This window comes from Streptomyces sp. NBC_01549 (assembly GCF_026339955.1).
Classification (GTDB): domain Bacteria; phylum Actinomycetota; class Actinomycetes; order Streptomycetales; family Streptomycetaceae; genus Streptomyces.
Window position 1 is genome coordinate 6923750 of the sequence record NZ_JAPEPW010000001.1, and the last position, 26231, is coordinate 6949980.

24 protein-coding genes, 5 pseudogenes and 1 riboswitch are annotated in these 26231 nt (G+C 70.6%); of the genes and pseudogenes, 15 read left to right on the top strand and 14 right to left on the bottom strand.

Translation table 11 applies throughout. The annotated features are described in order from the left end of the window. The first annotated feature begins 139 nt into the window (after positions 1 to 139). The 4 genes from OG819_RS30870 (at position 140) to OG819_RS30885 (ending at position 2426) form a co-directional block, all read left to right on the top strand. Complete coding sequence (locus OG819_RS30870) at positions 140 to 682, top strand: NAD(P)-dependent oxidoreductase (protein WP_266651858.1); 543 nt, start codon at positions 140 to 142, stop codon at positions 680 to 682. After that, the gene (locus tag OG819_RS30875; protein WP_266622187.1) at positions 679 to 1566 is read left to right on the top strand and encodes a sugar phosphate isomerase/epimerase; all 888 of its coding nucleotides are present in this window, start codon (positions 679 to 681) and stop codon (positions 1564 to 1566) included. The genes OG819_RS30870 and OG819_RS30875 overlap by 4 nt, the downstream gene beginning before the upstream one ends. Before the next feature lie 171 nt (positions 1567 to 1737). Continuing rightward, on the top strand, positions 1738 to 2034 hold the full coding sequence (locus tag OG819_RS30880; RefSeq protein WP_266651860.1) for a hypothetical protein: 297 nt from the start codon (positions 1738 to 1740) through the stop codon (positions 2032 to 2034). Between the two features lie 47 nt (positions 2035 to 2081). Then, a complete protein-coding gene (locus tag OG819_RS30885; protein WP_266634091.1) occupies positions 2082 to 2426 on the top strand; it encodes a TIM barrel protein in 345 nt (114 codons plus the stop codon). Here OG819_RS30885 and OG819_RS30890 read toward each other — a convergent pair. Together OG819_RS30890 and OG819_RS30895 are read right to left on the bottom strand one after the other, a co-directional pair. Next, positions 2315 to 2553, bottom strand: a pseudogene (locus OG819_RS30890) (SDR family oxidoreductase); the annotation flags it as partial. The gene OG819_RS30885 and the pseudogene OG819_RS30890 sit on opposite strands and share 112 nt — an antisense overlap. 16 nt (positions 2554 to 2569) lie before the next feature. After that, positions 2570 to 3748, bottom strand: coding sequence for a phytanoyl-CoA dioxygenase family protein (locus OG819_RS30895; protein ID WP_266651862.1), 1179 nt, complete (start codon positions 3746 to 3748; stop codon positions 2570 to 2572). A gap of 108 nt (positions 3749 to 3856) precedes the next feature. Between OG819_RS30895 and OG819_RS30900 the strand changes: the two genes are divergently transcribed. The 4 genes from OG819_RS30900 to OG819_RS30915 all read left to right on the top strand — a co-directional run bounded on the left by OG819_RS30900 (position 3857) and on the right by OG819_RS30915 (position 7926). Continuing rightward, positions 3857 to 4903 carry a LacI family DNA-binding transcriptional regulator gene (locus OG819_RS30900; protein ID WP_266651864.1) on the top strand — a complete coding sequence of 349 codons (1047 nt, stop codon included), beginning with the start codon at positions 3857 to 3859 and terminating at the stop codon, positions 4901 to 4903. A 301-nt stretch (positions 4904 to 5204) separates the two neighbouring features. After that, positions 5205 to 5353, top strand: a riboswitch (cobalamin riboswitch). 34 nt (positions 5354 to 5387) lie between these two features. Further along, a complete protein-coding gene (locus OG819_RS30905) occupies positions 5388 to 5609 on the top strand; it encodes a CbtB-domain containing protein (protein WP_266417854.1) in 222 nt (73 codons plus the stop codon). A gap of 23 nt (positions 5610 to 5632) precedes the next feature. Continuing rightward, the gene (locus OG819_RS30910) at positions 5633 to 6385 is read left to right on the top strand and encodes a CbtA family protein (RefSeq protein WP_266580055.1); all 753 of its coding nucleotides are present in this window, start codon (positions 5633 to 5635) and stop codon (positions 6383 to 6385) included. Between the two features lie 638 nt (positions 6386 to 7023). After that, positions 7024 to 7926, top strand: a complete 903-nt coding sequence (locus OG819_RS30915) for a hypothetical protein (protein WP_266651866.1) — start codon at positions 7024 to 7026, stop codon at positions 7924 to 7926. A 107-nt stretch (positions 7927 to 8033) separates the two neighbouring features. Here the strand turns inward: OG819_RS30915 and OG819_RS30920 are convergent, their stop codons facing one another. Continuing rightward, a complete protein-coding gene (locus OG819_RS30920; RefSeq protein WP_266622181.1) occupies positions 8034 to 8432 on the bottom strand; it encodes a VOC family protein in 399 nt (132 codons plus the stop codon). A 131-nt stretch (positions 8433 to 8563) separates the two neighbouring features. Between OG819_RS30920 and OG819_RS30925 the strand changes: the two genes are divergently transcribed. Further along, the gene (locus OG819_RS30925; protein WP_266622180.1) at positions 8564 to 9565 is read left to right on the top strand and encodes a YafY family protein; all 1002 of its coding nucleotides are present in this window, start codon (positions 8564 to 8566) and stop codon (positions 9563 to 9565) included. A gap of 117 nt (positions 9566 to 9682) precedes the next feature. On the opposite strand, the gene OG819_RS30930 is transcribed toward OG819_RS30925, so the two are convergent. After that, on the bottom strand, positions 9683 to 12112 hold the full coding sequence (locus tag OG819_RS30930) for a SpoIIE family protein phosphatase (RefSeq protein WP_266651868.1): 2430 nt from the start codon (positions 12110 to 12112) through the stop codon (positions 9683 to 9685). Positions 12113 to 12335: 223 nt separating this feature from the next. Here OG819_RS30930 and OG819_RS30935 point away from each other — a divergent pair, with 223 nt between their 5' ends. Next, positions 12336 to 13094, top strand: coding sequence for an IclR family transcriptional regulator (locus OG819_RS30935; RefSeq protein WP_266622178.1), 759 nt, complete (start codon positions 12336 to 12338; stop codon positions 13092 to 13094). Between the two features lie 98 nt (positions 13095 to 13192). Beyond that, positions 13193 to 14326 (top strand): annotated as a pseudogene (locus OG819_RS30940) (PP2C family protein-serine/threonine phosphatase); the annotation flags it as partial. A 287-nt stretch (positions 14327 to 14613) separates the two neighbouring features. Here OG819_RS30940 and OG819_RS30945 read toward each other — a convergent pair. The 8 genes and pseudogenes from OG819_RS30945 to OG819_RS30980 form a co-directional block, all read right to left on the bottom strand. Then, a complete protein-coding gene (locus OG819_RS30945) occupies positions 14614 to 15423 on the bottom strand; it encodes a CAP domain-containing protein (RefSeq protein WP_266622177.1) in 810 nt (269 codons plus the stop codon). A 449-nt stretch (positions 15424 to 15872) separates the two neighbouring features. Continuing rightward, a complete protein-coding gene (gene paaE, locus OG819_RS30950) occupies positions 15873 to 16991 on the bottom strand; it encodes a 1,2-phenylacetyl-CoA epoxidase subunit PaaE (RefSeq protein ID WP_266651870.1) in 1119 nt (372 codons plus the stop codon). Beyond that, complete coding sequence (gene paaD, locus OG819_RS30955; protein WP_266622175.1) at positions 16991 to 17509, bottom strand: 1,2-phenylacetyl-CoA epoxidase subunit PaaD; 519 nt, start codon at positions 17507 to 17509, stop codon at positions 16991 to 16993. Before paaD ends, paaE begins: the two co-directional genes overlap by 1 nt. Continuing rightward, positions 17503 to 18330 (bottom strand): 1,2-phenylacetyl-CoA epoxidase subunit PaaC, encoded by an 828-nt coding sequence (gene paaC, locus OG819_RS30960; protein ID WP_266622174.1) that lies wholly within the window; start codon positions 18328 to 18330, stop codon positions 17503 to 17505. The genes paaD and paaC overlap by 7 nt, the downstream gene beginning before the upstream one ends. A 10-nt stretch (positions 18331 to 18340) precedes the next feature. After that, positions 18341 to 18643 (bottom strand): 1,2-phenylacetyl-CoA epoxidase subunit PaaB, encoded by a 303-nt coding sequence (paaB, locus tag OG819_RS30965; RefSeq protein ID WP_266417876.1) that lies wholly within the window; start codon positions 18641 to 18643, stop codon positions 18341 to 18343. Beyond that, positions 18640 to 19638, bottom strand: a complete 999-nt coding sequence (gene paaA / locus OG819_RS30970) for a 1,2-phenylacetyl-CoA epoxidase subunit PaaA (protein ID WP_266651872.1) — start codon at positions 19636 to 19638, stop codon at positions 18640 to 18642. Before paaA ends, paaB begins: the two co-directional genes overlap by 4 nt. A gap of 89 nt (positions 19639 to 19727) precedes the next feature. Continuing rightward, positions 19728 to 20508, bottom strand: a pseudogene (locus OG819_RS59145) (3-hydroxyacyl-CoA dehydrogenase family protein). 68 nt (positions 20509 to 20576) lie between these two features. Beyond that, positions 20577 to 21426 (bottom strand): annotated as a pseudogene (locus OG819_RS30980) (acetyl-CoA C-acyltransferase); the annotation flags it as partial. A gap of 237 nt (positions 21427 to 21663) precedes the next feature. Between OG819_RS30980 and paaI the strand changes: the two are divergent. Then, positions 21664 to 22053, top strand: a complete 390-nt coding sequence (gene paaI, locus OG819_RS30985) for a hydroxyphenylacetyl-CoA thioesterase PaaI (protein ID WP_266622170.1) — start codon at positions 21664 to 21666, stop codon at positions 22051 to 22053. Beyond that, positions 22050 to 23405 carry a phenylacetate--CoA ligase PaaK gene (paaK, locus tag OG819_RS30990; RefSeq protein ID WP_266651874.1) on the top strand — a complete coding sequence of 452 codons (1356 nt, stop codon included), beginning with the start codon at positions 22050 to 22052 and terminating at the stop codon, positions 23403 to 23405. Before paaI ends, paaK begins: the two co-directional genes overlap by 4 nt. Positions 23406 to 23469: 64 nt before the next feature. Here the strand turns inward: paaK and OG819_RS30995 are convergent, their stop codons facing one another. Beyond that, positions 23470 to 23832 carry a MarR family transcriptional regulator gene (locus OG819_RS30995; protein WP_323139388.1) on the bottom strand — a complete coding sequence of 121 codons (363 nt, stop codon included), beginning with the start codon at positions 23830 to 23832 and terminating at the stop codon, positions 23470 to 23472. 305 nt (positions 23833 to 24137) lie between these two features. On the opposite strand from OG819_RS30995, the pseudogene OG819_RS31000 reads away from it, so the two are divergent. Continuing rightward, positions 24138 to 24323: pseudogene (locus OG819_RS31000) on the top strand (amino acid permease); the annotation flags it as partial. Positions 24324 to 24326: 3 nt separating this feature from the next. Here the strand turns inward: OG819_RS31000 and OG819_RS31005 are convergent. Further along, the gene (locus tag OG819_RS31005; RefSeq protein WP_266651876.1) at positions 24327 to 24974 is read right to left on the bottom strand and encodes a TetR/AcrR family transcriptional regulator; all 648 of its coding nucleotides are present in this window, start codon (positions 24972 to 24974) and stop codon (positions 24327 to 24329) included. 152 nt (positions 24975 to 25126) lie between these two features. On the opposite strand from OG819_RS31005, the gene OG819_RS31010 reads away from it, so the two are divergent. Continuing rightward, positions 25127 to 26158, top strand: a complete 1032-nt coding sequence (locus tag OG819_RS31010; protein ID WP_266651878.1) for a medium chain dehydrogenase/reductase family protein — start codon at positions 25127 to 25129, stop codon at positions 26156 to 26158. Positions 26159 to 26231 lie beyond the last annotated feature (73 nt).

Sequence of the window (26231 nt, forward strand, 5' to 3'; positions counted from 1 at the left end):
CAAGCGTCGGCGGGGTCGGGATGGACCCGGCACGTCACGTCGCCCTTCGACGGCTCGACCGTCGGTGGCGAGCGGATCCTGACAGCTGGTGCCCCTGGTGCGGGGGTGAACTCCGGTCATGCTGTGTGGAGTTGATCGAATGGCCGAGCGCGCCGTAGTGGCCCTCGGACCCGTCGACACCGACACGGTGGGCCCCGTCCTCGGGGAGCGGGTCACGTTCGCCACCGATCCCTCGCCCGATGACCTGGCGGTCGCCGAGGGCGCCATCGCCCGCGTCGGCGTCGACGTGGTCGACTTGACGGCGGCCTCCGCCCGCGGGATCCCCGCGGTCAACACCCCGGGCAGCGGCAGCCGGGCCGTGGCCGAGGGCGTCTTCGCCATGGCCCCGCGCGTGACCAAGGGGCCGCGACCGCTGACCGGCCCGGAGGCCACTCTGGCCGCCCTGGAGTCGGGCCGGTCGTCGGGTGTCGGACCGGACGTGTCCGACCCCGAGCCGGCCCGTCACCATCCGCCGTTCGACCACCCCGATGTCTTCATGACCCCTCATCTGATGGGCATGACGCGCCGGGCCATGACCCTGACCTTCGTCGACGCCCGCCGCGATCTCGCGGGCGTCGTCGCGGGCCGCCCGCCAACCGCGGTCGCCAACCCCGAGTGGAACCACCGAAAGGCCACAGCATGACCACCTCACCCCTGAACAGGATCGCCGGCGCCCCCATCTCCTGGGGCGTGTGCGAAGTGCCCGGCTGGGGCTACCAGTTGACGCCCGAACGGGTGCTGAACGAGATGCGCGAAGTCGGCCTGGCCGCCACCGAGATCGGCCCCGAAGGCTTCCTGCCCGGCGACCCGGATGCCATGGCCCAGGTCCTCGCCGACCACGACCTCCACGCGGTCGGCGGCTTCACCCCGCTGCTGCTGCACGTGCCCGGACACGACCCGTTGCCCGAGGCCGAACAACTCCTGGAGAGCTACGCCGCTTCGAAGGCCGAGGTTCTCGTCCTGTCGGCCGTCACCGGCCAGGACGGCTACGACTCCCGCCCCGAGCTCGACGCCGACGGCTGGAAGCTGCTGCTGTCCAACCTCGACCGGCTGGCCTCGCTGGCCGCCGAACGCGGCGTACGCGCCGTCCTGCACCCGCATGTCGGCACGATGATCGAGAACGGCGACGAGGTCCGACGCGTCCTGGAGCACTCGGCGATCTCGCTCTGCCTCGACACCGGGCACCTGCTCATCGGCGGCACCGACCCGGCCGAGCTCACCCGCCAGGCGCCCGAGCGCATCGCCCACACCCATATGAAGGACGTGGACGCCTCCCTCGCCGCCAAGGTCCAGTCCGGACAGCTCAGTTACACCGAGGCCGTGCGCAAGGGCATGTACCGCCCGCTGGGCGCGGGAGACGTGGACGTCCAGGCCATCGTCACCCACCTCAGCGCACGCGGCTACGACGGCTGGTACGTCCTGGAACAGGACACCATCCTGACCGAGGAGCCCAGGGCGAAGGGGCCGGTCGAGGATGTGTGGGCCAGCGCCGAACATCTGCGCGCGGTGCTGCGCGGGGTCGCGTAGCCGTATGCGGGCCTGATGCGTTTTTGATGTCTTCTGAGGGATTGACCGGCATGCGCGGGGCGTCCCTGAATGCCGAGGCGACTTGCTTTCTCTTCTTGTCGCCTGTTCTTGGCGTTGCCATTCGTTGCGTGCCGGCATCTTTTCCGAACATGAGGAATCCAGGAAACAGAAATGGCCGCTGACAAATTTCTGGCCACTTGTTGGACCACCGCGGGCGACGCCGCTCCCGACCAGGAAGACCAACGCAGTCCACTTAACCTGCGGGAACGGGTGGAAGCGGCGCGCGACGCCGGATTCACGGGCTTCGGGGTGCTGTACGCGGACCTGGCGGAGGCCGAGCGCGAGTACGGGTTTCCCGGGATTCGGTCCCTCTTCGAGGACAACGGAATCAGTCATATCGAGTTGGAACTGCTGACCGACTGGTGGGCCGGCGGGCCGCGTCGGACGCCGTCCGTGTCGGAATACTGAGGGCCATCGAGGCGCTCGGCGCACGCACCTTCAAGATCGGTCCCGATGTGGCGGACGAGCCCTGGGACCTCGACGTCTGGGCCAAGGAGTTCGCCACGCTCGCGGCACAGGCCGACGGTGTGGGTGCCCGGCTCGGGGTCGAGCCCCTGCCCTGGTCCAACCTCAAGACCGTGCATGACGGTATCCGGCTGGTGGAGACCGCCGGTCACCCGGCGGGCGGCCTCATCATCGACGTCTGGCACACCGAGCGCGCCCACACCCCGCCCGCCTCGCGAAGAACGGCGCGCGGATTGATCGCGATGTGCTGGTCGAACGGTTCCGGCGTGGTGTCCAACAGCGAGCCGTGCGAGGGCAACCCTGCCGCGTCCACGAGACCGTCGATGCGCCCGTGAGTGTCGACGGCCTGTACGACGCTGTCGCGCGCCCGCGCCGGATCGGAGAGGGCCGCCCGCACAAGCCCGCCCCGACGCCCTGGCTGCCGTCGTTGACGAGGACGACCCTGTCCTCGAGCAGTCCCATGAGCGCTGTGTCCTTTTCAGCTCCGGCGGCGCTTGGCGGCCGCCCGCAGTTCCTGGCGCAGCCGCTCGGGGTCCCAGTCCTCGGTGACGGCCTGCCAGACGGTGTCCGCCTGGGAGGGCGGGGCGAGACCGTCCACCGGCGGGTCGAGGTCGAGGTTGGTGGGGAAGGGGTAGCCCTCGGCGGTGGCCGCGATCACGCGGCGCAGCCAGTCCTCCGCGATGCCCTCGGACTTGCGGCTCAGCAGCACCGGGAACAGCGCGTTCGCCATCGCCTCGCGGTCCACCGTCTCCATGGCGCGGCCGAAGGCGGAGGAGATCTGCAACAGATTGGCCATGCGCCTGATGTCGGTCGAACGGTTGTGCCCGGCGGCGTGGAAGAGCGCCGGGTTGAAGAAGACCGCGTCGCCCTTTTCCAGGGGGAGTTGGACGTGGTGGGCGTCGAAGTACTCGACGAACCGCGGGAGCCGCCAGGCGAGATAGCCGGGCTCGAACTTCTGCGAGTGCGGAAGGTAGAGGGTGGGGCCGGACTCGACGGGCATGTCGCAGTGGGCCACCGCGCCCTGCAGGGTCAGCACCGGAGAGAGCCGGTGGACGTGCGCGGGATAGGCCGCCGCCCGCTCCTGGGAGAGGAAGCCGAGGTGGTAGTCGCGGTGGACGTTCTGCGCCGCGCCGCCCGGGTTGACCACGTTGACCTGTGAGGTGACCTGGTAGGCGGGACCCAGCCACGCCTCGGCGATCAGCTCCAGAACGTCGTTGGCGTAGTAGTCGGCGAACACCTCGGGCGCCCGTACGGCCACCTTGTCCAAGGCGTTCCAGACGCGGTCGTTGGCGCCGGGCTTGGCGAAGTGGTCGCCGCGGGACGTGCCGCTCGCGCGCTCCTCCTCGATCAGCGCGCGGAAGGCGTCCGATGCCCGGTCCACGACGGCCGCGTCCGGGAAGGCGCCCTTGAGGACCACGATGCCGGGCCCGTCCGACAGGGCCCGGATCAACTCGTCCTGCACGCTTCGACGACCCTCCGGAGAGCTCGCCAGAGAGCGGAGCCGATCGCTGTCGTAGAGCGGGACGTTCTGTTCGATCCGCTCGGCCGAGGGGTGGTCGGCGGGGTCGGTGCGCTGATCCACGAGCGAGCGGAACACGTCGAGATCGCAGTCCGTATCGGTCAACCAAGCGCGCGATCCTGCGGTTACGGGAGACATCCGAGTCCTTTCGCAGTCCGTGCATTTCTGCCAGTCTTGAGAACCCGAACCCATCATTCAATGCTTATCGGTGCATCAAAAATCCATCATCGGCTTTTGGGATCAGTCATGCGACACCGCTACCCGATCAGGGAAATCGCCCGGCAGGCCGGACTGAGCTCGGCCACGGTCGACCGCGTCCTCAACCAGCGGGGCAACGTGACGGAGAGCACCATCAGGGAGGTGCACGAAGCCATCAAGGGCCTGGACCGCCAGCAGAGCCAGGTCCGGCTCGGGGGCCGCACCTTCATGATCGACATCGTGATGCAGACCCCGGAGCGGTTCTCCACCGCCGTACGGGACGCACTCGAAGCCGAACTGCCCTCCCTGCATCCCGCACTCGTGCGCTCACGCTTCCACTTTCGCGAGACCTGCCCCCCCGCCGAACTGATCGGAACCCTCGACAAGATCGCGAAGCGTGGCACGCAGGGTGTGATCCTCAAGGCCCCCGACGAACCGGAGATCGCAGCCGCGGTCGGCCGGCTCGTCGCGGCCGGCATCCCCGTCGTCACCCTGGTGACCGACCTGCCCCACAGCGCACGCCTGGCCTACGTCGGCATCGACAACCGCGCGGCCGGCGCCACAGCCGCCTACCTCCTCGGGCAGTGGCTGGGCAAACGGCCCGGCAACGTGCTCACCACCATCAGCCGGGGCTCGTTTCGAGGCGAGGAGGAACGTGAGATGGGCTTCCGCAGCGCGATGCGCCTCGCCGACCCCAGACGATCCCTGGTGGAGGTCACCGACAGCGACGGCCTGGACGTCACCCAGCACGATCTCGTCCTGGAGGCGCTCAAGCGGGACGAGGACATCATCGCCGTCTACTCCGCGGGCGGGGGCAACCTCGCCACCCTCGACGCCTTCGACGTACTCGGGCGGGAGTGCGCGGTGTTCATCGCCCACGACCTCGACCACGACAACACCCGCCTGCTGCGCGAGGGCCGTCTGTCCGCGGTCCTCCACCATGACCTGCGCCAGGACATGCGCCGCGCCTGCCAGATCATCATGCGCGCCCACAAGGCACTGCCCGACGACGGCCCGTCGCTGCCCTCGGCGATCCAGGTGGTCACGCCGTTCAACATGCCACCAGGTGCTCCGTCCGTGCCGGTCGTCGACTGAAACCCGCTGAAACCCGCTCCGAGTCTTCGCTGGGTCGGTGACGTCCTCGGCCCCCGCGGGCGGACCGCATCCCGCGTAGGAGAAGCCCCCGCCGGACGACCCTCGCCGGGAGCGTCCGCTTCGAACGGCGCCTCTTTCAGGCGGTGTTCGCCCCCGCCTTCCAGGGGCCGTCCGGCATGATCCGCCGGACCGGTCGTGGCGGCCGGCCGAGGTCCGTCACCGCCGACCCGCTGTGCACACGGGATCGGCCACCTGCTGCGAGAGGAAGATCACGCCAGGTGGGGCGGTCTTGGCCCCGTACCCGACACGCGGTACGGTCGGTGCGATATCGACGACGGCAAGACGGAAGCCGGTGGGAAACCGGCACGGTCGCGCCACTGTGAACGAGAAGCTCCAGCCCGCTGGGACCTCTTGTGAGTCAGACCCGTAGCCGCCGTCCAGTGCACCACCGAGATGGGACGCGAACTCCCGAGGAGGTCCTGCCATGGCGCAGACCGTCGCCCAGCCGACAGCCACCACCCCCGTCGTTCCCGCCAAGCTGCCGCTCAAGGCGATAGCTCCGTGGGCGGTCTTCTTCGGCATTCTGATGCTCGTCCTGCTGTACTTCGTCGGCGCCGAACAGGGCGCCACCGCCGTCGTCTCCGGTGAGGACGTCCACGAGTGGGTGCACGACGCCCGCCACCTGCTCGGTTTCCCCTGCCACTGACCGAGGGGAGCCCCAGCACCGTCATGAACTCCGCAACGGTAAGAAACCTTCTCGTGCGGGGCATGCTCGCCGGCCTCGGTGCCGGCCTGCTCGCCCTGCTCGCCGCCTACTTCCTCGGTGAGCCGAACGTCGACAGCGCGATCAGCTTCGAGGAAGCGCACTCCCACGAGCACGAGATGGAAGTCGTCTCCCGCTCCCTGCAGTCCACCGCCGGTCTCGCCACCGGCGTCCTGGTCTACGGCGTCGCCTTCGGCGGCATCGCGGCGCTCGCGTTCTGTTTCGCGCTCGGTCGCGTCGGCCGGTTCGGCCCGCGGGCGACCGCACTGCTGCTGTCCGGCTGCGCGCTGCTGGCCGTGTACGTCGTGCCCTTCCTGAAGTACCCGGCCAACCCGCCGTCGGTCGGCAACGCCGACACCATCGGCAAGCGGACCACGCTGTACTTCCTGATGATGCTGCTCAGCGTGCTCCTCGCGATCGCCGCCACCATCCTGGGCAAACGGCTGGCACCCAGGCTCGGCACCTGGTACGCCACCGTCTCCGCGGTGGCCGCCTTCGCCGTCGTGATCGGTCTGGCGTATGCCTTCCTGCCGGTCATCAATGAGGTGCCGAAGGACTTCCCCGCCACCCTGCTGTGGCGGTTCCGTCTCTCCGCGCTGGCCATCCAGACCGTCCTGTGGGGCGGATTCGGCCTGGTCTTCGGCGAGTTGGCCGAGCGGTTGCTGAATCCCAAGCCGGTGACGGCCACCGCGAGCCGGTCGGTCGCCGTCCCCAACTGACATGACCCGACACACGAGTGAGGGCCCGCGGAACCTTCCGGGGGCCCTCTCGCGTTTTCCGGTGTCGCCGACGAAGCCAAGGGGCCGGAGTTGGATCCGGATTCGGCTGACTCGAAGTTGGACGCCGATGCGGATGCCGACTGCCTGCGCTGCGCGATAGCCGAGCTGCTGCGTCGTCACCGGGATCTGGCCTCCTGAGCCGCTGGTGATGGCCCGACCGGGCATCGAGGAGGGCGGCGTGCTTGTCGAGGCGTCTGACGTGCGGCTGAGACGCGCGCGTCGCGGCTGGAACGGCATGCCGCTCGGTCTGCGAACCGTCGGGCGCCGTGGAGTGCGTTCCGTGGAGGAAGTGGTGAACCGGTGAAGGATTGACGGGAGTTGTTAAATGTTGGAAGAATCCAGCTCGCTTCGCCGCGTCTGAAGTGAGCGGAGCGACACAAGTGGTTTGGGCGGCATCTCTTCCGCCGGTTCATCCATTGCTTCTCGCGTTGATCCGTGCGTTGGTCTCTCCGTTGGTTCATCCGCTTCTGTCGTCCGTGTCGCCGTCCGTGTCGGTCACTCGCGCGAAGTCACCTCCCACACTTTCGATTTCACAGAGGCTCATCTTGTCGCGTTCGCAACACTCCAGAACTCTGGCTGTGCTCGCCGCAACCACATTCGCCACCGTCGCCGTACCCGTGCTCGGGGCTGGGGCGGCGAGTGCCACGACCGCCGGGGCGTGCGAGTCCGCCACGGTCCAGTACCGCATCGTCGGCGCCGACGGAAACGTCGTGGGCGCGGACTGGACCTCGCAGGGCGGGTTCCATCTCTGGGACACCGTCCCCGGGAGCGTCCAGGTCCGGCTCGCTCCGGGGCAGACCGTCGGGGAAGGCTGCAAGTACCCCGTATCCCTCGCCGAATACACCACCGAGGGACCGAACTGGTACGTCTCCGGACACCAGAGCCTGGTCGACAAGGCCACGGTCTATCTCACCGCCGACGACGTCGCCGGTGCGGACGACGCGAAGCGGACCTGGCAGAAGCTGAGCGTGAAGTCGCCGGACTGCTACGGCCAGATCGACCTGTACGGCGATGACGTCACCTACGACGGCAAGACGGGGGAGGGGCACGGTCCCCTGCCCTACGAGCCCGACAACGTCGTCACCCCCTACCACCTCATCGCGGCGTGGAACGGTGGCGAGCAGCCGTGCGCCCCCGGCTCGTCGGACTCGCCCACCCCGACACCGTCGGAGTCGACCCCGAGCACTCCGGCCACGCCGGTGACGCCCTCGACCCCCGCGGGCGGACAGCCTCCCGCGGCGGAGACGACCCCACCTCCGACCAGCCCCAAGCCCTCCACCCCGCCTCACACGACGCCGGACGTGCCCCCGCTGGAGTCGACGCCGCCGGCCACCCCCAAGCCGTCGCCCAGCGACAGCGGGCCCCCGCTGGCGGAGACGGGCGCGAGCGCACCGGTCGGCACCATCGCGGGCGGCGCCGCCCTGGTGGTCGCCCTCGGCGCCGGGGCGGTGTACGCCTCCCGCCGCGCACGCCGCTCATGACAACGGCACGAGGGATCACCATCGTGGCGTAAGGCAGCCCGACGGCTCCGCCTCCGCGGCCGGCACCGCTCGTGCCGTCGTGGGGGCGGAGCTGCCTGTCCGTGTCGTCAGCGGGCGAACTTCTTGATGGCGTCCGGGCTGACCGGAGTGAAGAAGTTGACGAGGTTGCCGTCGGGGTCGCGCAACAGCAGCGAACGGTTGCCCCACGGCATGGTGGTGGGCTTGTTGACGAAGTCCGCCACGAAGCCGGTCAGGTTCTCGTACACACCGTCCACGTCGTCGACGAGGAATTCGATGATCACGGAACGGTTGTCGGACGGACGGGCGGCGTCGGGCGCGAACAGCGGGACGGTACGGGTGCCGGCGATCGCGAGAGTGGCGGATGCCGTCCTGAGCTCGGCGAAGTCCTCGTTGGACCAACTCGCCCGCATGCCCGTCGCGCGCTCGTAGAAGTCGACGAGGCGCGCGACGTCGCCCGTGATGACGCGGATCGAGAAGAAGTCCACGGTGATGATCTCCCGGTCGGTTCGGTTGGCTGGGTTCGGTTGCGCTGGGTTGGGCTGGGCCTTTCCCCGAACAGGAGACTAGGAGGGATAGCGGACAGATTCCGCCCGGTATCGAGGGGATACTTCTGAGCATGACCCGGCCCACAGCTCGCGTGCTCACCCTGCTGGAGCTCCTGCAGTCGGGCGGCATCCGGACGGCGGCCGAACTCGCCGACCGGCTTGAGATCGACGAACGCACCGTGCGGCGGTATGTGGACCACCTGATCGACCTCGACGTGCCCGTCGAATCGGTGCGCGGCCGCTACGGCGGGTACCGGCTCGCCCCCGGCCACCGCATGCCTCCGCTGATGCTCGGCGACGACGAAGCGCTCGCCGTGCTGCTCGGCCTGATCGCCGGTCGCCGAGCCGGACCGCCGACGGCCACGGGTACCGCCAACGAGACGGCCACGGCCAAGATCCGGCGGGTCCTGCCCAAGCGCCTCACCCGACGGCTCGACGCGGTTCTCGACTCCCTCGCCTTCACCGCCGCGCCCGACGAGACAGCCGCACCGGAGAGCGCGGTCCTGCTCTCGATCGCCGACGCGGTCCGCCATCGCCGGCCGGTCTCGATCAGGTACACCGCCGGAGACGGCCGGCGCAGCGCCCGCACGGTGCACCCGTACGGTCTCGTCGTCCACTCAGGCCGCTGGTACGTAACGGGTGTGGAGCCCGAGACCGGTGAGGACCGGACGTTCCGGCTCGACCGCGTCGCGGAGGTGAGGACCCTGCCCGGCTCCTTCGAGCGGCCCTCGGGGCTCGATCCGGCGCAGCGCGTCCTGTCGGGATTCGCCGAGGCTCCGTACCGACACGAAGTGATCCTGCGGATCCAGGGGACGGTCGAGCAGATCCGCGCCCGGCTTCCGGCAAGCGTCGCGGTCGTCGAGGAGCCGTCGGCGGCAGGCCGCGCGGACGGCGGGACCGAGCGCTGGTTGCGCGTCCGACTGCGGGTGGAACGGCTCGACTGGCTGCCTCCGGTGCTCGCGTCGCTCGATCGGCCTTTCGTGATCGAGCGACCGGACGAGCTCCGGGACCTTGTCGTCGCGCTCGCCGACCGGCTCGTGAACTCCGCGCGGCGGCGCCCGCCCGACGCGTGACCGATGCCGTGATCCCGCCCCAACAGCCACGGCCACAGTCACCACACCGGCCACACCAGTCACACCGGCCACAACCACGACGGTCGACGCCGACGCCGGCGCGGGGTCGTCCCGGTGTCACGCGGGCAGCGGCTGTTCGGCCCAGATGGTCTTGCCGGTGGGGGTCTGGCGACTGCCCCAGCGCTCGGAGACCTGGGCGACCAGCAGCAACCCGCGCCCGCCCTCGTCGAAGACGCGGGCTCGGCGCATGTGCGGGGCGGTGCCACTGCCGTCCGAGACCTCGCAGATCAGCGTGGAGTCGCGGATGAGCCGTAGCTGGATCGGCGCGTCGCCGTACCGGATGGCGTTGGTGACCAGCTCGCTGACGATCAGTTCGGTGGCGAACGCCGTTTCCTCCAGCCCCCAGGTAGCCAGCTGTTCGCTCGCCACCTTGCGGGCTCCGGCGACAGCGGCGGGGTCCCGCGGCAACTGCCAGGTCCGCACCTGCTGGGAGTCGAGCGCGGAGGTACGGGCCAGGAGCAGGACGGTGTCGTCGACGGGACGGCCTGTCAGCACGGTGTTCAGTACCTGGTCGCAGGTCTCCTCCAGGGTGTCGGCCGGGCTGCCGAGCGCCCGGCGCAGCAGCCCGAGCCCGACGTCGATGTCCCGGTCGGCGGCCTCGACCAGGCCGTCGGTGTAGAGGGCGAGCAGGCTGCCCTCGGCGAGCTCCACCTCGGTGGACTCGTACGGCAGACCGCCGAGGCCGAGCGGCGGTCCCGCGGGCAGGTCCAGGAACCGCACGGTGCCGTCCGCGGTGACCAGGGCGGGCGGCGGATGCCCGGCACGGGCCAGGGTGCAGCGGCGGGACGCCGGGTCGTACACCGCGTACAGACAGGTGGCCCCGATCTCTCCCGATGTCTCCCCCGCCCGCCCGCGCGCCTCGGGTCCCTCCTCCCGGTCGAGCCTGATGACGAGGTCGTCGAGCTGGGTGAGCAACTCGTCGGGGGCTGGATCGACGTCCGCGAGAGTCCGTACGGCGGTCCGCAGGCGCCCCATCGTGGCCGAGGCCTGGATGCCATGGCCCACCACATCGCCCACGACCAGGGCGACCCGCGCGCCGGACAGCTGGATCGCGTCGAACCAGTCCCCTCCGATGTCCGCTCCGGAACCGGCCGGGAGGTAGCGGTAGGCGACCTCCACCGCGGTGAGGGCAGGGGACCGCTCGGGCAGCAGACTGCGCTGGAGCGCCAGCGCCGTGCGGCGTTCACGTGTGTAACGGCGGGCGTTGTCCACGCTCACCGCCGCCCTGGCCACGATCTCCTCGGCGAGCAGCAGGTCGTCCTGGCCGAAGGACTCCGGCGTCCGGTGCCGCAGGAAGTGCACCATGCCCAGGGTCACTCCCCGGGCCCGCAGCGGGACCATCATCACCGAGTGGATCAGGTACTTGCCCACGGTCTGGGCGCGGGCCGGGGAGGATTCGACCCACGCCCGCAGCGCCGGGTCGTCCGACCGATGCCGGGTGCCCCGGCCGTCGACCAGCGCCAGCACCGGTAGTGAATCCGCCGGGTAGACAGTTGTGCCGCCCGGGGGGACCACCGACTCCGGGCAGCCCTCAAGTACCGATCGCTGCGCGGTGCGGCGGACCGTGACCGATTTGCCGGGCGGTACCGACTGGGGCTCCTCGCCCTGTGCCACGGATTCCAGCAGGTCCACGGTGACGAAGTCCGCGAACCCGGTCACGGCCACCTCGGCCAGCTCCTCGGCGGTTCGGGTCACGTCCAGGGCGCTGCCGATGCGGAGGCTGGCGTCGTTGAGCACGGCCAGGCGGCGGCGGGCCCAGTACTGCTCGGTGGTGTCGAGCACGGCCGCCGACATCCCTTGCACCACGCCGGTCTCGTCCTTCAGCGGCGACAGGAACATCGACCACGCGTGCTCCCGGGTCTCGCCCGGAGCCTGGCCGTGCTGCTCATGGAAGATCACCTCGCCGGTGCGCAGCACCTCCCGTTGGAGGCGGTCGTACTCGTCGAAGGGCCAGCTCGGCTCGATCTCCCACAGAGTCAGACCCCGCATCTCCTCCTCGGTCCTGCCCATCACCTGCGTCATGGCCTGGTTGGCGGCGACGAGCCGCGCCTCGCGGTCGTAGACCGCCACCGGCAGCGGGAGCTGTGCCAGCGTGCAGTCCCACATCGCGGCCGCATTCGGGTCGGACGGTCCGGCAGGGTTCGTCAGCGTCGCGCCGGTCACGAGCCAGAGCCTCCTGCGCGCCGCGTCCACCAGCGGCGCTCCCCGCAGCCGCACCACGACACGGCCCCCCTCCCGGTGCCGGAGTGCCACCTCGGTAGCCCACTGGCGTCCGTCGGCGATGTGGCGCCGTGCGGAGGCGGGCAGGTCGGCGGCGAGCAGGTCGGTGGCGGGGCGGCCCACGATCTCGTCGGCTTCGTATCCCAGCAGCTGCCTGGCTCCGGCACTCCACACCACGACCGCCCCACGGGCGTCGATGACGGCCGCGGAGTCCTCCGGTACCGGCCACGGCGCCGTTCCTCCGGATGCGACGTGCTCGCTGTCCATGGGCGCTTACCCTCGTCCTCGCTTCGGTGGAGGCCCGAGGGGCGCCTGGGGAGCCAGGCCTACATCACGGGCGTCCTTCTCCAGCCTCCCGCGACGCCGTTGCGCCCTCAAGCCAGGGCGCGCAGGCCGTACGCCGGATCGGTGCGCGCGGTCGTGCGGGGCGGCGCACATCCGGAGTGGTGCACGCCTTGCCCGTGCGGTGTGTCCGGAGCAGGCTGGTCGTATGGGTGGTCAGGAGGGCCCCACGCTCATCACGTCGGTGCAGCGGGCGTTTCGTCTGCTGGAGGCGGTCGGCACGCACGAGAACGGTGTGCCGGCGAAGCATCTGGCGCGGGAGACGGGCCTGCCCCTGGCGACGGCGTATCACCTGCTGCGGACGATGGTGCACGACGGGTATCTGCGGAAACTGGACGACGGCGGGTTCGTGCTGGGGGACAAGGTGCAGTCCCTGCACAGCACGGGGCGTGGGCAGGCGTTGCTGGGGCGGGTGCGTCCCGCACTGGCCGCGTTGCGGGACGAGCTGGCGACGGCCGCGTATCTGACCTTCTACGAGGAGGGTGAGATACGGGTGGCGGAGATCGTCGACGGTCCGCGGGCGCCGCGGGTGGATCTGTGGGTGGGGTGCGAGGACGCGGGGCACGCGACGGCGCTGGGCAAGTGTGTGCTGAGGGAGCTGGACGACGAGTCGCGCCGGGAGTATCTGTCGCGGCATCCGCTGTGGGATCTCACCCCGCGGACGATCACGAGTCCTGTGGAGCTGTTGCGGCGGCTGGACACCTCGCCGGTGGCTCCGGGGGTCACGGATCTGGAGGAGTACGCGCTGGGCACGGTGTGTGTCGCGGTGCCGGTGTACAGCGGGGACACGCTCGGCTCGCTGGGTGTGTCGCTGCCGGCCAGCCGGGTCTCCCGGCTGGAGGAGGTCGTGGAGCGGTTGATCCCGACCGCGAACCGCGTGACCAGGAGCCTCTCGCTCACTATCTGAAATCCCTGTTCTTGTCGCGTCCGAGCTGAACCCGTTTCCTGGATGAAACGGACATTTCCGGAGTGCGTGCGGCGCACAGTGAGGACTGCGGACGAAACATGACTCAGGCCCGAGACCATGGTGGCGACCACTGGCCGATAGGGCCGTTGAGGAACCGAGTGGCCGGTCCCGGGGCTTCGGCGTGGACACGTGCCGCCGCACACGTGGCCTCCGGTACCCCCGTACTGCCCGTGCTGATCGTTCTCGCCGTCGTGCTCGTCGACCTCTGCGGCGGAGCGGGGATGATCTGGCTGCCACTGCTCGCGGCCGGGCCGGCGCTGGCCGCCACCACCAGCGGGCCGCGCGGAGTCTTCTGTGTCGGTCTCCTCGCCGTGGTGCTGGGCGCGGTGGTCGGAGCCCGGGACGGTGTCCCGGGCCGCGAACTGGTGGCCGTGCTGTCCGCACTGGCGGCTGTCACTCTCGCGAGTGGTCTGTCCGGCGCGCTGCGAGGGCGTCGTGAACGGGTGCTCGCGGCCGTCCGCTCGGTCGCGGAGGCCGCCCAGCACGCGCTTCTCAGGCCGGTACCGGCGACAGTCGGCCCGTTCCAGGTGGCCGTCCGCTACAGCGCCGCGGCGGCGGAGGCCCGTATCGGCGGCGATCTCTACGCACTCCTGTCCACTCCGTACGGGGTCAGGATGATTGTCGGCGATGTGCGCGGCAAGGGCCTGCCGGCCGTGAGCACCGCAGCCCTCGTACTGGGTGTCTTCCGCGAGGCCGCCTACGACGAGCCCGATCTCCTCGCCGTCGTCGCCAGGATCGAGCGGAGCCTGGCGCGCAACCTCGGCTGCGACGACTTCGTCACCGCCGTGGTGGCCGGATATCCGCAGACGGGGTATCTGGAGGTGGTGAACTGCGGGCACGCGCCTCCGCTGCTGGTACGCGCATCCGGAAGCGTCGTGCCGGTGGATCCCACCCATCCGGCCCCGCCGCTCGGCCTGCGCGCTCTCACGGGTGAGACTCCCAGCCTCCAGGTGCTGCCCTTCGCCGACGGGGATCAGCTGCTGCTCTACACCGACGGGGTCACCGAGGCCCGCAACCACCGCCGTGAGTTCTATCCGCTCGCCGAGGGACTGGCGCGCCACTGGTGCGACGAGCCGGCGCGCACCCTCACCGCGCTCCACGACGAACTGCTGGCGCACGTGGGCGGCCGACTGCACGACGACGCGGCCCTGCTCCTGCTCCACAAGCCGGCCGTTCCGGCAAGGGTGGTCGCCGATCCGGTGGTTGCCGACCCGCCCGTCGCTGCCCCGGTGGTTGCCGATCCACCCGTTCCGGCCCCGGTGGTTGCCGACCCGGTCGTCTCCGACCTGGAGTCCGACGCCGGCCGCGACGGCTGTCCCGGCTCCCTCCCGTCCCGGGGCAGCCGAAGCCGGGTCGTCGAGCGGACCGGCGTAGCGGCGGCCCCGGGTGTCCCGCTCGGCTCCTTCACACCGTGCGGCCGGAACGGAGGACGCTGACGAAGGCCGCCGCGAGGCGTCGGTCAGCGGGCCGTGCCGAAGTCCTGCGTCCAGTAACTGCCGGGCTGCGCGAGCCCGACGCCGATCTCCTTGAAACCGCAGTCGAGGATGTTGCGCTTGTGGCCGGGGCTGGACATCCAGCCCGCCATGACCTGCTCGGGCGTGGAGTATCCGTACGCGACGTTCTCGCCGTACGCGCTCCAGCTGTAGCCGGCAGCTGTGATCCGTTGCCCCGGATCCGAACCGTCGGAGCCCGTGTGCGACATGTTCTGGTGGGCGGCCATGTCCGCGCTGTGATCCTGGGCGGCCTTCGACAGCTTCTCGTTCAGGGTCAGGGCGGAACAACCGACCTTGCCGCGCTCGCTGTTGACCAGGGCCAGGACGCTGGCCACGGCGGCGGACGCCGGGGCTGCCGTGGCCGTGGTGCTCGGGGACGCGGTGGCCTCTGGTGCGGCGGGTTCGGTTGAGGCGGGTGTCGCGGGTTCCGTCGAGGTGGGCGCCTCGGGTGTCGCGGGTTCCGTCGAGGTCGGTGCCTCGGGTGCGGCGGGTTCCGTCGAGGCGGGTGCTGCAGGTGTGGCAGGCGCGGTGGTGGCCTGCGAGGTCGGCTTCTGGGTGTGCCGGGTCCAGCCGCCTCCCTTCCACCGCTCCTGCAGGGACGCGTTCTGCCAGTTCTGCCAGTTCTTCGAGCCCTGCCGCTGACCGCTTGATCCGGGGTCCCCGGCGCTCTGGTCGTTCTTACATGCCATGGCGGCAGTGGGTATTGCCAGCGCGCTGAGCACGACGGCAGCGATGGTTATCTGCCGGTGGCGCGTCTTCCTGCGGTGCTTGCTCATGCGGCCTCGCTCGGTCGTCGCGGGGGCGCCACCGGTTGGGCCGGCTCGGCACGGACACTGTGCCTGAGCTGTGGTGACGCCGTCTGGGGCCGACATTGTTAAAACCTGAGTGAGTGCGCGGCAATGCCCCCCACTACTACCTTGCCTCGTAGACCTCGAACGCCCTTGAATCGGGCGCACGGGTGTGCTGACCCGGCTGACCGGAGTGCGACAGCGTCTGACGCTGCGTCAGGAGGCCCCGTGTGCCCGGCGGGCGGTGAGGTGAAAACACCTTTGGCGTACGCCAAAGGTGCATGCGTTCCGTATGTCTGTTTCCGGGTGGCAAGTCTGCCTATATCGCCCAGGTGCCATGTACTACCGCACCACGTTGACAGCGGAAGTCGGCGTGACGGATGTCACGCCGAGCTGCCGCAACCATTCCCGGTGGGGGCGATGTACGACCGACCGCGTCAGCTGTCGTAGTCGACGGCGAGCGTCTCCGTGACCGGGAACGACTGACAGGTGAGGACGTAGCCCGCGTCAATCTCGGCGGGTTCGAGGGCGAAGTTGCGGCGCATGTCGGCCTTGCCGTCGGTGACCAGCGCCCGGCAGGTGCCGCACACACCGCCCTTGCAGGCGAAGGGCAGGTCGGGACGGGTCTTCTGGGCGCCGTCGAGGATGCTTCGACCGCGGGGCAGGGCGGCGGTCGTGGGCCGGCCGTCGAGCGTGATGGTGACCTCGCTGACCGGGCCCTCGGTCGCCGTGTCCTGGTGGTGCACCTCCCGCACGGGCTCGTCGTCGGCGTAGAACAGCTCCTGGTGCACCCGGTCGCCCGGCACGCCGAGTCCGGCCAGCACCTGCTGGGCGTCGCGGACCATGCCGTGCGGGCCGCACAGCCACCAGTGGTCCGCGCCCGTCACGTCGACCAGCGAGTCGACCAGCGCCGACAGCCGCTCGGCGTCCAGCCGGCCGGAGAGCACCTCGGCCTCGCGCGGTTCGCGGGAGAGGACGTGGGCGAGCTGGAAGCGGGCCGGGTAGAGGTCCTTCAGGTCGGCCAGCTCGTCGGCGAACATCACGGTGTCGGTGCGCCGGTTGCCGTAGAAGAGGGTGACGGTAGAGCGGGAGTCCGCGGCCAGGACCGACTCGGCGATGGAGAGCATGGGGGTGATGCCGGAGCCCGCAGCGATCAGCACGTGGTGGCCAGGGGCGGTGAGGTCGGGTGTGAAGGCGCCGGTCGGGGCCATGACCTCGACCGTGTCACCGGGGCGCACCTCCCGCACCAGCCACGCGGAGAACAGGCCGCCCGGCACCACCCGCACCCCGATGCGCGGCACGGATCCGGCCGGAGAGCAGATGGAGTACGAGCGGCGCTCGTCACGGCCGTCGACCTCGCGCCGCAGGGTGAGCGACTGCCCGGGGGCGAAGGCGAACTCCTCGGCCAGCTCCGCGGGGATGTCGAAGCTGACCGCGGCCGCGTCTTCGCACAGGGGGTGCACGGCGGCGACCCGCAGGGAGTGGAAGGCCGGCCGGCGGCGGGTACGCGGGCGTACCGCCGGGGCGGGGGTGGCCGACTCCATCAGGTCGTCCATCAGATCTCCTTGACGTACTCGAACGGTTCCAGGCAGGCGTGGCAGCGCCAGAGCGCCTTGCAGGACGTGGCGGCGAAGCGGGAGGTCTCCTCCGTGTCCGCCGAGCCGCAGCGCGGGCAGGGCACGGCGGTCCGCCGGGTGGCGGTCAGCACGAGCGGCACCGGACCGGCCGGGCGCCGCGGTGCGGCGCCGGGCGGGGCGATTCCGTGTTCGGCGAGCTTGCGGCGGCCCGCCGGGGTGATCCAGTCGCTGGTCCACGGCGGGTCGAGGACGGTACGGATCTCGACGCGCTCGTACCCGGCGGCGGCGAGCTGTGCGGCCACGTCGGCGCGCATCTCCGCCATCGCCGGGCAGCCCGAGTAGGTCGGCGTGAGGCTCGCGACGACCGTGCCGTCGGGGCCGAGCGACACCTCGCGCAGCACGCCCAGGTCGGCGAGGGTGAGCATGGGCATCTCCGGGTCGGGCACCTGTTCGGCGATGTGCCGGGCCCGTCGCACGTCGGTCAGTACGGTCACCATGTCGCCTCCGGGTGGGCGCGGGCCACGCTCTGCAACTCGGTCAGCAGCGGTGCCAGATGCTCGGTGTGCTCGCCCGCGCGTCCGGAGCCGGGCAGCGGCCGGTACGCGGGCATGGGCAGCCCGCCCGCCTCGGTGACCTGACGCAGCACGGCGACGACCTCGTCCCGTACGTCGTGGGCCGTGAACAGCTCGCCCAGGTACGGGGCGACCTGCTCCAGGGCCGTACGCATCCTGCGGTGGGACTCCGCCGTGCCGTCGCCGAGTCGCACGGCCCACTCGGCCGCGTACTGGCGGTGGTAGGTCAGTTCCTTGACGCCCTTCGCGGCGATGGCGGCGAGCACCGGGTCGGGGTGTGAGGCGAGCTGTTCGAAGTGCGCGAGCCGCCAGCTGGACAGCGCCAGGAGCCGCACGACGGAGAACGCGAAGTCCCCGTTCGGGAGTTCGGCCAGGCGTACGTTGCGGAAGTCGTCGGCGTCGCGGAAATAGGCGTACGCGTCCTCGTCGCGGCCCGTGCCGTCGACCTGGCCGGCCCGGGCGTAGAGCAGACGGGCCTGGCCGAGCAGGTCGAGGCCGATGTTGGCGAGCGCCACCTCCTCCTCCAGCTCGGGGGCGCGGGTGGTCCACTCGGCCAGTCGCTGGGCGCACACGAGCGCGTCGTCGGCGAGCGCGACGCAGGAGGCCGCCAGCTCCGCGGCGTCGAGCCCGTCCGGCACGGTGGTGTCGACCCCGTGCAGGGGGTCCTCGAATCCGGTGCCGTACGCCCAGCGGGTGTCGTCCTCGTGTCCCTCGGCGAGGGTCAGGTAGACGTGGTCGTCACTCATGCCCTGCTCCTCAGATGTGCGGGACGTCGTCGGGGATGTCGTAGAACGTCGGGTGGCGGTAGACCTTGTCGGCGCTCGGCGCGAAGAAGGGGTCCTTCTCGTCGCGGGTGGAGGCGGCGATGTGCTCCGAGCGCACCACCCAGATGCTGACGCCCTCGTTGCGACGGGTGTACAGGTCACGCGCGTGGGTCAGGGCCATCGTGTCGTCGGCGGCGTGCAGCGAGCCGACGTGTACGTGGTTCAGTCCGCGCTTGCCCCGTACGAACACCTCGTACAGCGGCCAGCCGTCCTTCTTGCCGTCGATGTCGCTCATGCCGCCGTTTCCTTCCGGGCTCGCTCACTCTGCTTGGCCGCGTGGGCGGTGGCCGCCTCGCGGACCCAGGCGCCCTCGTCGTGGGCCGTCCGCCGCCGGGAGATCCGCTCGGCGTTGCACGGTCCGTCGCCCTTGATGACGCGCATCAGCTCGTCCCAGTCCGGGGTGCCGAAGTCGTGGTGTCCGCGCTCCTCGTTCCAGCGCAGCTCGGGGTCGGGCAGGACGACACCCAGCTTCTCGGCCTGCGGCACGGTCATGTCCACGAAGCGCTGGCGCAGTTCGTCGTTGCTGTGCCGCTTGATCTTCCAGGCCATGGACTGGGCCGAGTTGGGCGAGTTGTCGTCGGGCGGGCCGAACATCATCAGCGACGGCCACCACCAGCGGTCCACCGCGTCCCGCACCATCGCCCGCTGGGCGTCGGTGCCGCGCATCATTGTCAGCAGCAGCTCGTACCCCTGGCGCTGGTGGAACGACTCCTCCTTACAGATCCGCACCATGGATCGCGCGTACGGACCGTACGAACTCCTGCACAGCGGCACCTGGTTGCAGATCGCCGCACCGTCGACGAACCAGCCGATCACGCCGACGTCGGCGAAGCTCAGGGTGGGGTAGTTGAAGATCGACGAGTACTTCTGCCGGCCCTCGATCAGCCGCTCGGTGAGATCGGCGCGGTCCGCGCCCAGAGTCTCGGCCGCCGAGTACAGATACAGCCCGTGCCCGGCCTCGTCCTGGACCTTGGCGAACAGGATGGCCTTGCGGCGCAGCGACGGAGCGCGGGTGATCCACTCGCCCTCCGGCTGCATGCCGATGATCTCCGAGTGCGCGTGCTGCGCGATCTGCCGGATCAGCGTCTTGCGGTAGCCGTCCGGCATCCAGTCGCGCGGCTCGACCCGCTGGTCGCGGGCGACGGTCGCGTCGAAGTGCTCCTGGAGCCGCTCTTCGGCCGCCGGCCCGACGCCGTCGGCGCCCGCGGCGGCGGAGTGTGTCGTGGTCATCGATACCAGCTTCCCTACCGACCATTCGTTCGGTTCCAGTGTGACGGTTTTCTTCCGGCCCGGCAAGACTTTCGTTCGGCCGGGGCCGCTCAGGGCCAGGCGTAGAAACCCTGCCCCGTCTTCCGCCCCAGCTCGCCGCGCGCGACCTTGTCACGCAGCAGCCGCGGCGGCGCGAAGCGCTCCCCGAGTGTGGCGTGCAGGTGCTCGGCGATGGCGAGGCGCACGTCGAGTCCGACCAGGTCGGTCAGGCGCAGCGGGCCCATGGGGTGCTTGTAGCCGAGGCTCATGGCGTCGTCGATGGCCGTCGGTTCGGCGACCCAGCGCCACGCCGAGGCGGCTGCTGGCGAACCCGGGGGAGTCCTTGACGACGACGTCCTTCTTGCCGAGGGCGTGCGTCCAGGCGAGCGCCAGCCGCACGGTCTCGTCCTCGGTCTCCGGGGCGACGACGATCTCGATCAGCTCGGAGGCCGGTACCGGATTGAAGAAGTGCATGCCGAGGAAGCGCCCGGGGCGGGAGAGGGCCGACGCGAGGTCGGTGACCGACGGGGAGCTGGTGTTGCTGGCCAGGACGGTCGCAGGACTCAGGACCCGCTCGGCGGCGGCGAGCAGCAGGGTCTTGAGCGACGCGTCCTCGGGGACGGCCTCGACGACGAGAACGGACGTCGGCGGCAGCTCGTCGACCGAGCCCACGACGGAGACCCGGCCGAGCACCTCCTCGGCGGGCGAGCCGAGTCTGCCGCGCTCGGCGGCCCGCTTCAGCCCGGTGGCGACCCGGTCCAGCGCGGCGGCCGCGGCCTGCTCGCCGCTCTCCACGACGGTCACGGACGAGCCCGCGGCCGCGAACGACTGGGCGATGCCGGCGCCGCGCATCCGACACCGCGTCCGGTCCCGCGATGCAGCGCGTGCGCCTCGTCGAGAAGCCCGTCGGCCGGTACGACGGAGCAGCCGAGGGGATGACCGAGCGCGATGGCACCGCCGTCGGCGTTGACCCTCTCCGTCGAGCTTCAACCGCCGTATCACCGCGAGTGCCTGCGCGGCGAAGGCCTCATTCAGCTCGACCGCGTCCAGATCGCCGCTCTCCAGGCCGGCCCGGGCGAGGGCCTTCTCGGTGGCGGGGGCGGGGCCGAGACCCATCAGGTTGGGCTGTACGCCGGCCGAGGCGGAGGCGATGATCCGGGCCCGAGGGGTGAGCTCGTACCGTTCGACGGCCGCGGCGCTCGCCACCACCAGCGCGGCGGCGCCGTCGGACAGCGGCGAGGAGGAACCGGCGGTGACGATGCCGTCGGGGCGGAAGATGGTCCGCAGGGTGCCGAGCTTCTCCAGGGTCGTACCCGGGCGAGGCCCTTCGTCGCGGGTGACCTCCCCGTCCTTCACCCGGACCGGCACGATCTCGCGGTCGAAGCGGCCGGCCTCCTGCGCGGCCACCGCCCGCTGGTGGCTGCGTAGTGCGAAGGCGTCGGAGTCGGCACGGGTGATGCCGTCGAGCGCGGCGACCTCCTCGGCGGTTTCCCCCATCGACAGGGTCACCTTCGCCGTCTCGGGGCCCGCGTCGGCGGTGACGGACCGGTCGGCGGCCGTGAAGCGCGGGTTGGTGAAGCGCCAGCCCAGCGAGGTGTCGTGCACCTCGCCCGGCTTGGCCCACGGGGTGCCGGGCTTGGCCATCACCCAGGGCGCGCGGGTCATCGACTCCACACCGCCCGCTACGACCAGGTCGGCCTCACCGGAGCGGATCGCCTGGGCCGCGCTCGCGACCGCCGTCAGCCCGGACGCGCACAGCCGGTTGACGGTGCGCGGCGCGCGGTGGCGGCGACCGCCTGCTCCAGCAGGGCGCGGTGCCGGGCGAAGAAGTCCGGGCGCTCGGGGCGGTTCTGGGGCATGCGTTCCACCTCTTGACAGGCAGTGGTGATGCTGGATTACTAGGCCGTGCCGAACGCTAACCGAATGTTCGGTCGGGACACAAGGTGGTGAAAACCGGTGACACGGGCCACAGGAACGACCTCGGCCGAGGGGACGCCCACCGAGGCGATGTTCGCCGCGGACGAGGCGTCCCGGGCGCTGGGCATCGAGCTCCTCGATCAGGGTGAGGGCGCCGCCACGCTCCGGATGACCGTGACGCCGACGATGGTGAACGGACACAAGATCGCCCACGGCGGCTATCTGTTCCTGCTCGCCGACACCGCCTTCGCCTGTGCCTGCAACAGCCACGGACCCGTGACCGTCGCGGCCGGAGCCGATGTCGACTTCATCGCCCCGGCGTACGAGGGTGATGTCCTGGTGGCCACGGCGCGGGAGCGCACCCGGTTCGGCCGCAGCGGCATCTACGACGTGAGCGTGCTGCGCGGCGACGAGGTGATCCTGGAGTTCCGCGGACGCAGCCGCAGCATCAGAGGCACGACGACGAAGGAGTCGCGATGAACACCGCAGCGACGGCAGGCGCGGCCGCGGACCCCCGCCCGGCCCGCCTGGGAGAGCCGCTTCCCCAGGATCTGCTGGACGAGGGTGAGCGCCTCACCGGCGAGCAGCTGAGGGAGCTTCAGCTCGACCGTCTGCGGGCGACGTTGTGGCACGCGTACGACAACGTGGAGCTGTACCGCAAGAAGTTCGACGAGGCCGGGGTCAAGCCCGACGACTGCCGCTCCCTGGCGGACCTGTCCCGGTTCCCCTTCACCACCAAGGCGGATCTGCGGGAGACCTACCCCTTCGGCATGTTCGCCGTCCCGATGGCGGACGTACGACGCATCCACGCCTCCAGCGGCACCACGGGCCGCCCCACGGTCGTCGGATACACCGAGAACGACCTCTCCATGTGGGCCGACATGATCGCCCGCTCGATCCGCGCGGCCGGCGGCCGCGCGGGCCACAAGGTGCACATCTCCTACGGATACGGCCTGTTCACCGGCGGCCTGGGCGCGCACTACGGCGCCGAGCGCGCCGGCTGTACGGTGATCCCCGCCTCCGGCGGCATGACGGCCCGCCAGGTGCAGATCATCCAGGACTTCGAGCCCGAGATCATCATGGTCACCCCGTCCTACATGCTCACCCTGCTCGACGAGTTCGAGAGGCAGGGCGTCGACCCGCGTACGACCTCCCTCCAGGTGGGCATCTTCGGGGCCGAGCCGTGGACGGAGGCGATGCGCCGGGAGATCGAGGAGCGCATGAACATCCACGCGGTCGACATCTACGGCCTGTCCGAGGTGATCGGCCCGGGCGTGGCGCAGGAGTGCGTCGAGACCAAGGACGGGCTGCATGTGTGGGAGGACCACTTCTACCCCGAGGTGGTCGATCCGTTCACGGGCGCCGTGCTGGCCGAGGGCGAGGAGGGCGAGGTGGTCTTCACCTCCCTCACCAAGGAGGCCCTGCCGATCATCCGCTACCGGACCCGCGACCTGTCCCGGCTGCTGCCCGGCACCGCCCGGCCCGCCTTCCGTCGTATCGAGAAGATCACCGGTCGCTCCGACGACATGATCATTCTGCGCGGTGTGAACGTCTTCCCCAGCCAGATCGAGGAGATCGTGCTGCGCACGCCCGGCGTCGCCCCGCACTTCCAGGTGCAGTTGACCCGGCGCGGCCGGATGGACCACATGACCGTCCGTGTCGAGGCGCGCCCCGGGGCCGGGAGCGAGCGGCGGGAGGCGGCCGCGAAGGAGATCGCCCAGGGTGTCAAGGACGGCGTGGGTGTCACCGTCGAGGTGACGATCGTCGACCCGGAGACATTGGAGCGCTCGCTGGGCAAGCTCCGCCGGGTGAAGGATCTCCGTCAGCAGTGACCGGCCGGTGACCGGCGCGACCTCGCCGTCGGCCGTGCGTCGGCCGCGGGGACTCCTCCCGGTTTCAGGGGATGTCGGACGCGGCCTTCCGCAAGCGGTCCAGCAGGGTGTCCAGTGCGGTCAGATCGGGCTCGCCGAAGTCACCGAACGCGGCCCACAGGTTCCGTGCGTGGACGACCGCGGCCCGGTCGAGGACTTCGCGGCCGGTGTCTGTGATGGCGGCGAAGGCGACTCGGCGGTCGGTGGGGCACGGGCGGCGCTCGACGTAGCCGGCCGTCTGAATCCGGTCGATCAGCCTGGTGATGCCGCTGGTGGTGAGCGCGATCTGGTCGGCCAGCGCGCTCATGGTCAGTTGCCCTTCCGTCGAGCGGGCGAGACGGATGAGCACCTCGAACCAGACGTGCGGCAGCCCGACCTCCGCCTGCAGGGCCGCACCGAGCCGCTGTTCGAGCCTGCTGGACGCAGGCGGCCGAAGGTGGTGATCAGGCGGTCGTCGATCGGGTTCGGGGAAGACATGCGGTGATGGTAAGCCGAAATAGTTGCCGAGTCAGATATTGATCGCAACCGTGCCAATGTCCGACTTGGCCTACTCGTGGGCGAACGGCTGGCTGAAGACCCAGGGGGCCAGCACATCCTGACCGCTTCCGGGATCGCCGTCGCGGTCCGGCTGATGGCGGTGTGATCACGGCGATCAACTTCCTCGGCATCCGACTGCTGGCCCGCACGGGGCTGATCACCAGCGTCGGCGTGCTGATGTACGCCGGCGCGCCCCTGTCCTTCGGCGTCTTCCGCCGCCTCCCGGGCGTCGACCGCCCGTACCGGCTGCCCGGCGGCGGCTGGGTGTCCCCGTTGGCCTTCGTCATCGCCAACTTCCTGATCCTGTGGGCGGGGTGGACCACGGACTGGAAGCCGGGCATCGAGTCAGTGCGCCGACAGGTCGGCCAGTTCGGCGGCGAACATCAGGGCGGGGTCGAAGCCCATCCCGGTGAAGTGGCCCGCGAGCTCCAGGGACAGAACTCCGTGCAGCCGGGTCCAGAAGGCCAGGGCCCGGCGCAGGGCCTCGGGCGGGGCGGGGTGGCCGTCCGCCCACGCCCTGTGCCCTCCGACATGAGTGTCGAACGGCGCCGCGGGGCCGCCGGGAGGCAGCGCGGCGCAGGCGTCGAGCAGGATCGTCATGATCTCGGAGGCGATCACGGTGATGTCGTCCGGCGCGTGGTAGCCCGGTACGGGTGTGCCGTAGACGAGGAAGTACCGCTGAGGGTCCTCCAGGGCCCACCCGCGCAGGGCGTGCGCCAGCGCGGCCGGGCCGGCACCGGATTCGGAGGCCGCGCGGAAGGTGTCGGCGAGGCTTCGGTACGCCTCCCTGACGAGATCGTTGATCAGCTCGTCGCGTCCGGCGCAGTACCGGTAGAGCGCGGGCCCGCTCATGCCCATCTGCCTGGCGATCGCGTTGAGGGAGAGCGCGGAAGCCCCCGCCACGGCGATCTGCTCCCACGCCCGTTCCCTGATCTCCGCACGTACGTGGGCGCGGTAGCGCTCACGAGGGGTCCGCGCGCCTGTGTCGACCATTGGCCTGCCACCTTTCGGCCTTCGCGAGGATGGAGCATCAAGATTTAGTTAGAAGCTATCACGAAACTTCTTGACTCTCTCTGTCGCATCGAGTTATAACTTCTAACGAACGCAAGAGCGAGTAATCAACGCGGAGCGCAGTGGAGGTCGTCATGAACGCCGAAGGACTCGTCGAGGTCGTACTGCCGGGCAAGGTGGAGCCGGAAGGGCTGGAGATCCGGCACGGAGCCGTGCCCGCCGCGGGGCCCGGAGAGGTCGTGATCCGGATGGAGGCGACCGGGGTCTCCTTCGCGGAGCAGCAGATGCGCCGCGGCCGGTACTACGACCAGCCGGCGTTCCCGTTCGTGCCCGGCTACGACCTGGTCGGCACGGTTCTCACGACCGGCGAGGGCGTCGAGCCCGGCCTGGCCGGGACCCGGGTGGCAGCGCTGGTCAAGGTCGGCGGCTGGGCCAGCCACGTGCTCGTCGAGGCGGCGGACGTGGTGCCGGTGCCCGACGGGATCGGCGCGGCGGAGGCGGAGACCGTGGTGGTCAACGGCATCACGGCCTGGCAGATGTTGCACCGCAAGGCACGCATCCGCGCGGGGCAGACCATTCTGGTCCACGGTGCCAACGGCGGCGTCGGCTCGGTTCTGGTCCAGCTCGCCCACGCCGCGGGCGTGAAGGTGATCGGCACGGCGTCCGCGCGCCACCACGACGCACTGCGGGAGCGGGGCGTCATCCCCGTCGACTACCGCACCGAGGACGTGGCCGCACGGGTCCGCGAGCTCGCCCCCGGCGGGGTGGACGCCGTCTTCGACCACGTCGGCGGCCGCAGCGCGGTCGACTCCTGGCACCTCCTCGCGCCCGGCGGCACGCTCGTCGCGTACGGCAGCGCCTCCACCCGGGACGACGAGGGCTCCAAGCAGTGGCCCGTGCTCAAGCTGCTCGGCCGGGTGTGGTTGTGGAACGCGCTGCCCAACCGCCGCCGCGCCTACTTCTTCAACGTCTGGGCCGGGCGGGCCCTGGCCAAGAACCGGTTCCGGGCCCGGCTGCGCGCCGACCTCACCCAGGTCTTCGGAGCCCTCCAGCGCGGTGACGTCACGGCCCAGATCGCCGCCCAACTGCCCCTCACCCGCGTCGGCGAAGCCCTGCGGCTGGCCGAGTCCGGCACCGTGGCCGGGAAGGTCGTACTGAACCCCTAACACGTGGTTCTGGTGCCGCCGATCGCACGCCCTTTCCCCGCACGCCCTTCCCCTGCCTTCCCTTCGCCTGCCT

Coding starts and splice junctions, on each gene's coding strand:
- OG819_RS30870 (WP_266651858.1), top strand. CDS start 140: ATGGCCGAGCGCGCCGTAGTGGCCCTCGGACCCGTCGACACCGACACG.
- OG819_RS30875 (WP_266622187.1), top strand. CDS start 679: ATGACCACCTCACCCCTGAACAGGATCGCCGGCGCCCCCATCTCCTGG.
- OG819_RS30880 (WP_266651860.1), top strand. CDS start 1,738: ATGGCCGCTGACAAATTTCTGGCCACTTGTTGGACCACCGCGGGCGAC.
- OG819_RS30895 (WP_266651862.1), bottom strand. CDS start 3,748: ATGTCTCCCGTAACCGCAGGATCGCGCGCTTGGTTGACCGATACGGAC.
- OG819_RS30900 (WP_266651864.1), top strand. CDS start 3,857: ATGCGACACCGCTACCCGATCAGGGAAATCGCCCGGCAGGCCGGACTG.
- OG819_RS30905 (WP_266417854.1), top strand. CDS start 5,388: ATGGCGCAGACCGTCGCCCAGCCGACAGCCACCACCCCCGTCGTTCCC.
- OG819_RS30910 (WP_266580055.1), top strand. CDS start 5,633: ATGAACTCCGCAACGGTAAGAAACCTTCTCGTGCGGGGCATGCTCGCC.
- OG819_RS30925 (WP_266622180.1), top strand. CDS start 8,564: ATGACCCGGCCCACAGCTCGCGTGCTCACCCTGCTGGAGCTCCTGCAG.
- OG819_RS30930 (WP_266651868.1), bottom strand. CDS start 12,112: ATGGACAGCGAGCACGTCGCATCCGGAGGAACGGCGCCGTGGCCGGTA.
- OG819_RS30935 (WP_266622178.1), top strand. CDS start 12,336: ATGGGTGGTCAGGAGGGCCCCACGCTCATCACGTCGGTGCAGCGGGCG.
- OG819_RS30945 (WP_266622177.1), bottom strand. CDS start 15,423: ATGAGCAAGCACCGCAGGAAGACGCGCCACCGGCAGATAACCATCGCT.
- paaE (WP_266651870.1), bottom strand. CDS start 16,991: ATGGACGACCTGATGGAGTCGGCCACCCCCGCCCCGGCGGTACGCCCG.
- paaD (WP_266622175.1), bottom strand. CDS start 17,509: ATGGTGACCGTACTGACCGACGTGCGACGGGCCCGGCACATCGCCGAA.
- paaC (WP_266622174.1), bottom strand. CDS start 18,330: ATGAGTGACGACCACGTCTACCTGACCCTCGCCGAGGGACACGAGGAC.
- paaB (WP_266417876.1), bottom strand. CDS start 18,643: ATGAGCGACATCGACGGCAAGAAGGACGGCTGGCCGCTGTACGAGGTG.
- paaA (WP_266651872.1), bottom strand. CDS start 19,638: ATGACCACGACACACTCCGCCGCCGCGGGCGCCGACGGCGTCGGGCCG.
- paaI (WP_266622170.1), top strand. CDS start 21,664: ATGTTCGCCGCGGACGAGGCGTCCCGGGCGCTGGGCATCGAGCTCCTC.
- paaK (WP_266651874.1), top strand. CDS start 22,050: ATGAACACCGCAGCGACGGCAGGCGCGGCCGCGGACCCCCGCCCGGCC.
- OG819_RS31005 (WP_266651876.1), bottom strand. CDS start 24,974: ATGGTCGACACAGGCGCGCGGACCCCTCGTGAGCGCTACCGCGCCCAC.
- OG819_RS31010 (WP_266651878.1), top strand. CDS start 25,127: ATGAACGCCGAAGGACTCGTCGAGGTCGTACTGCCGGGCAAGGTGGAG.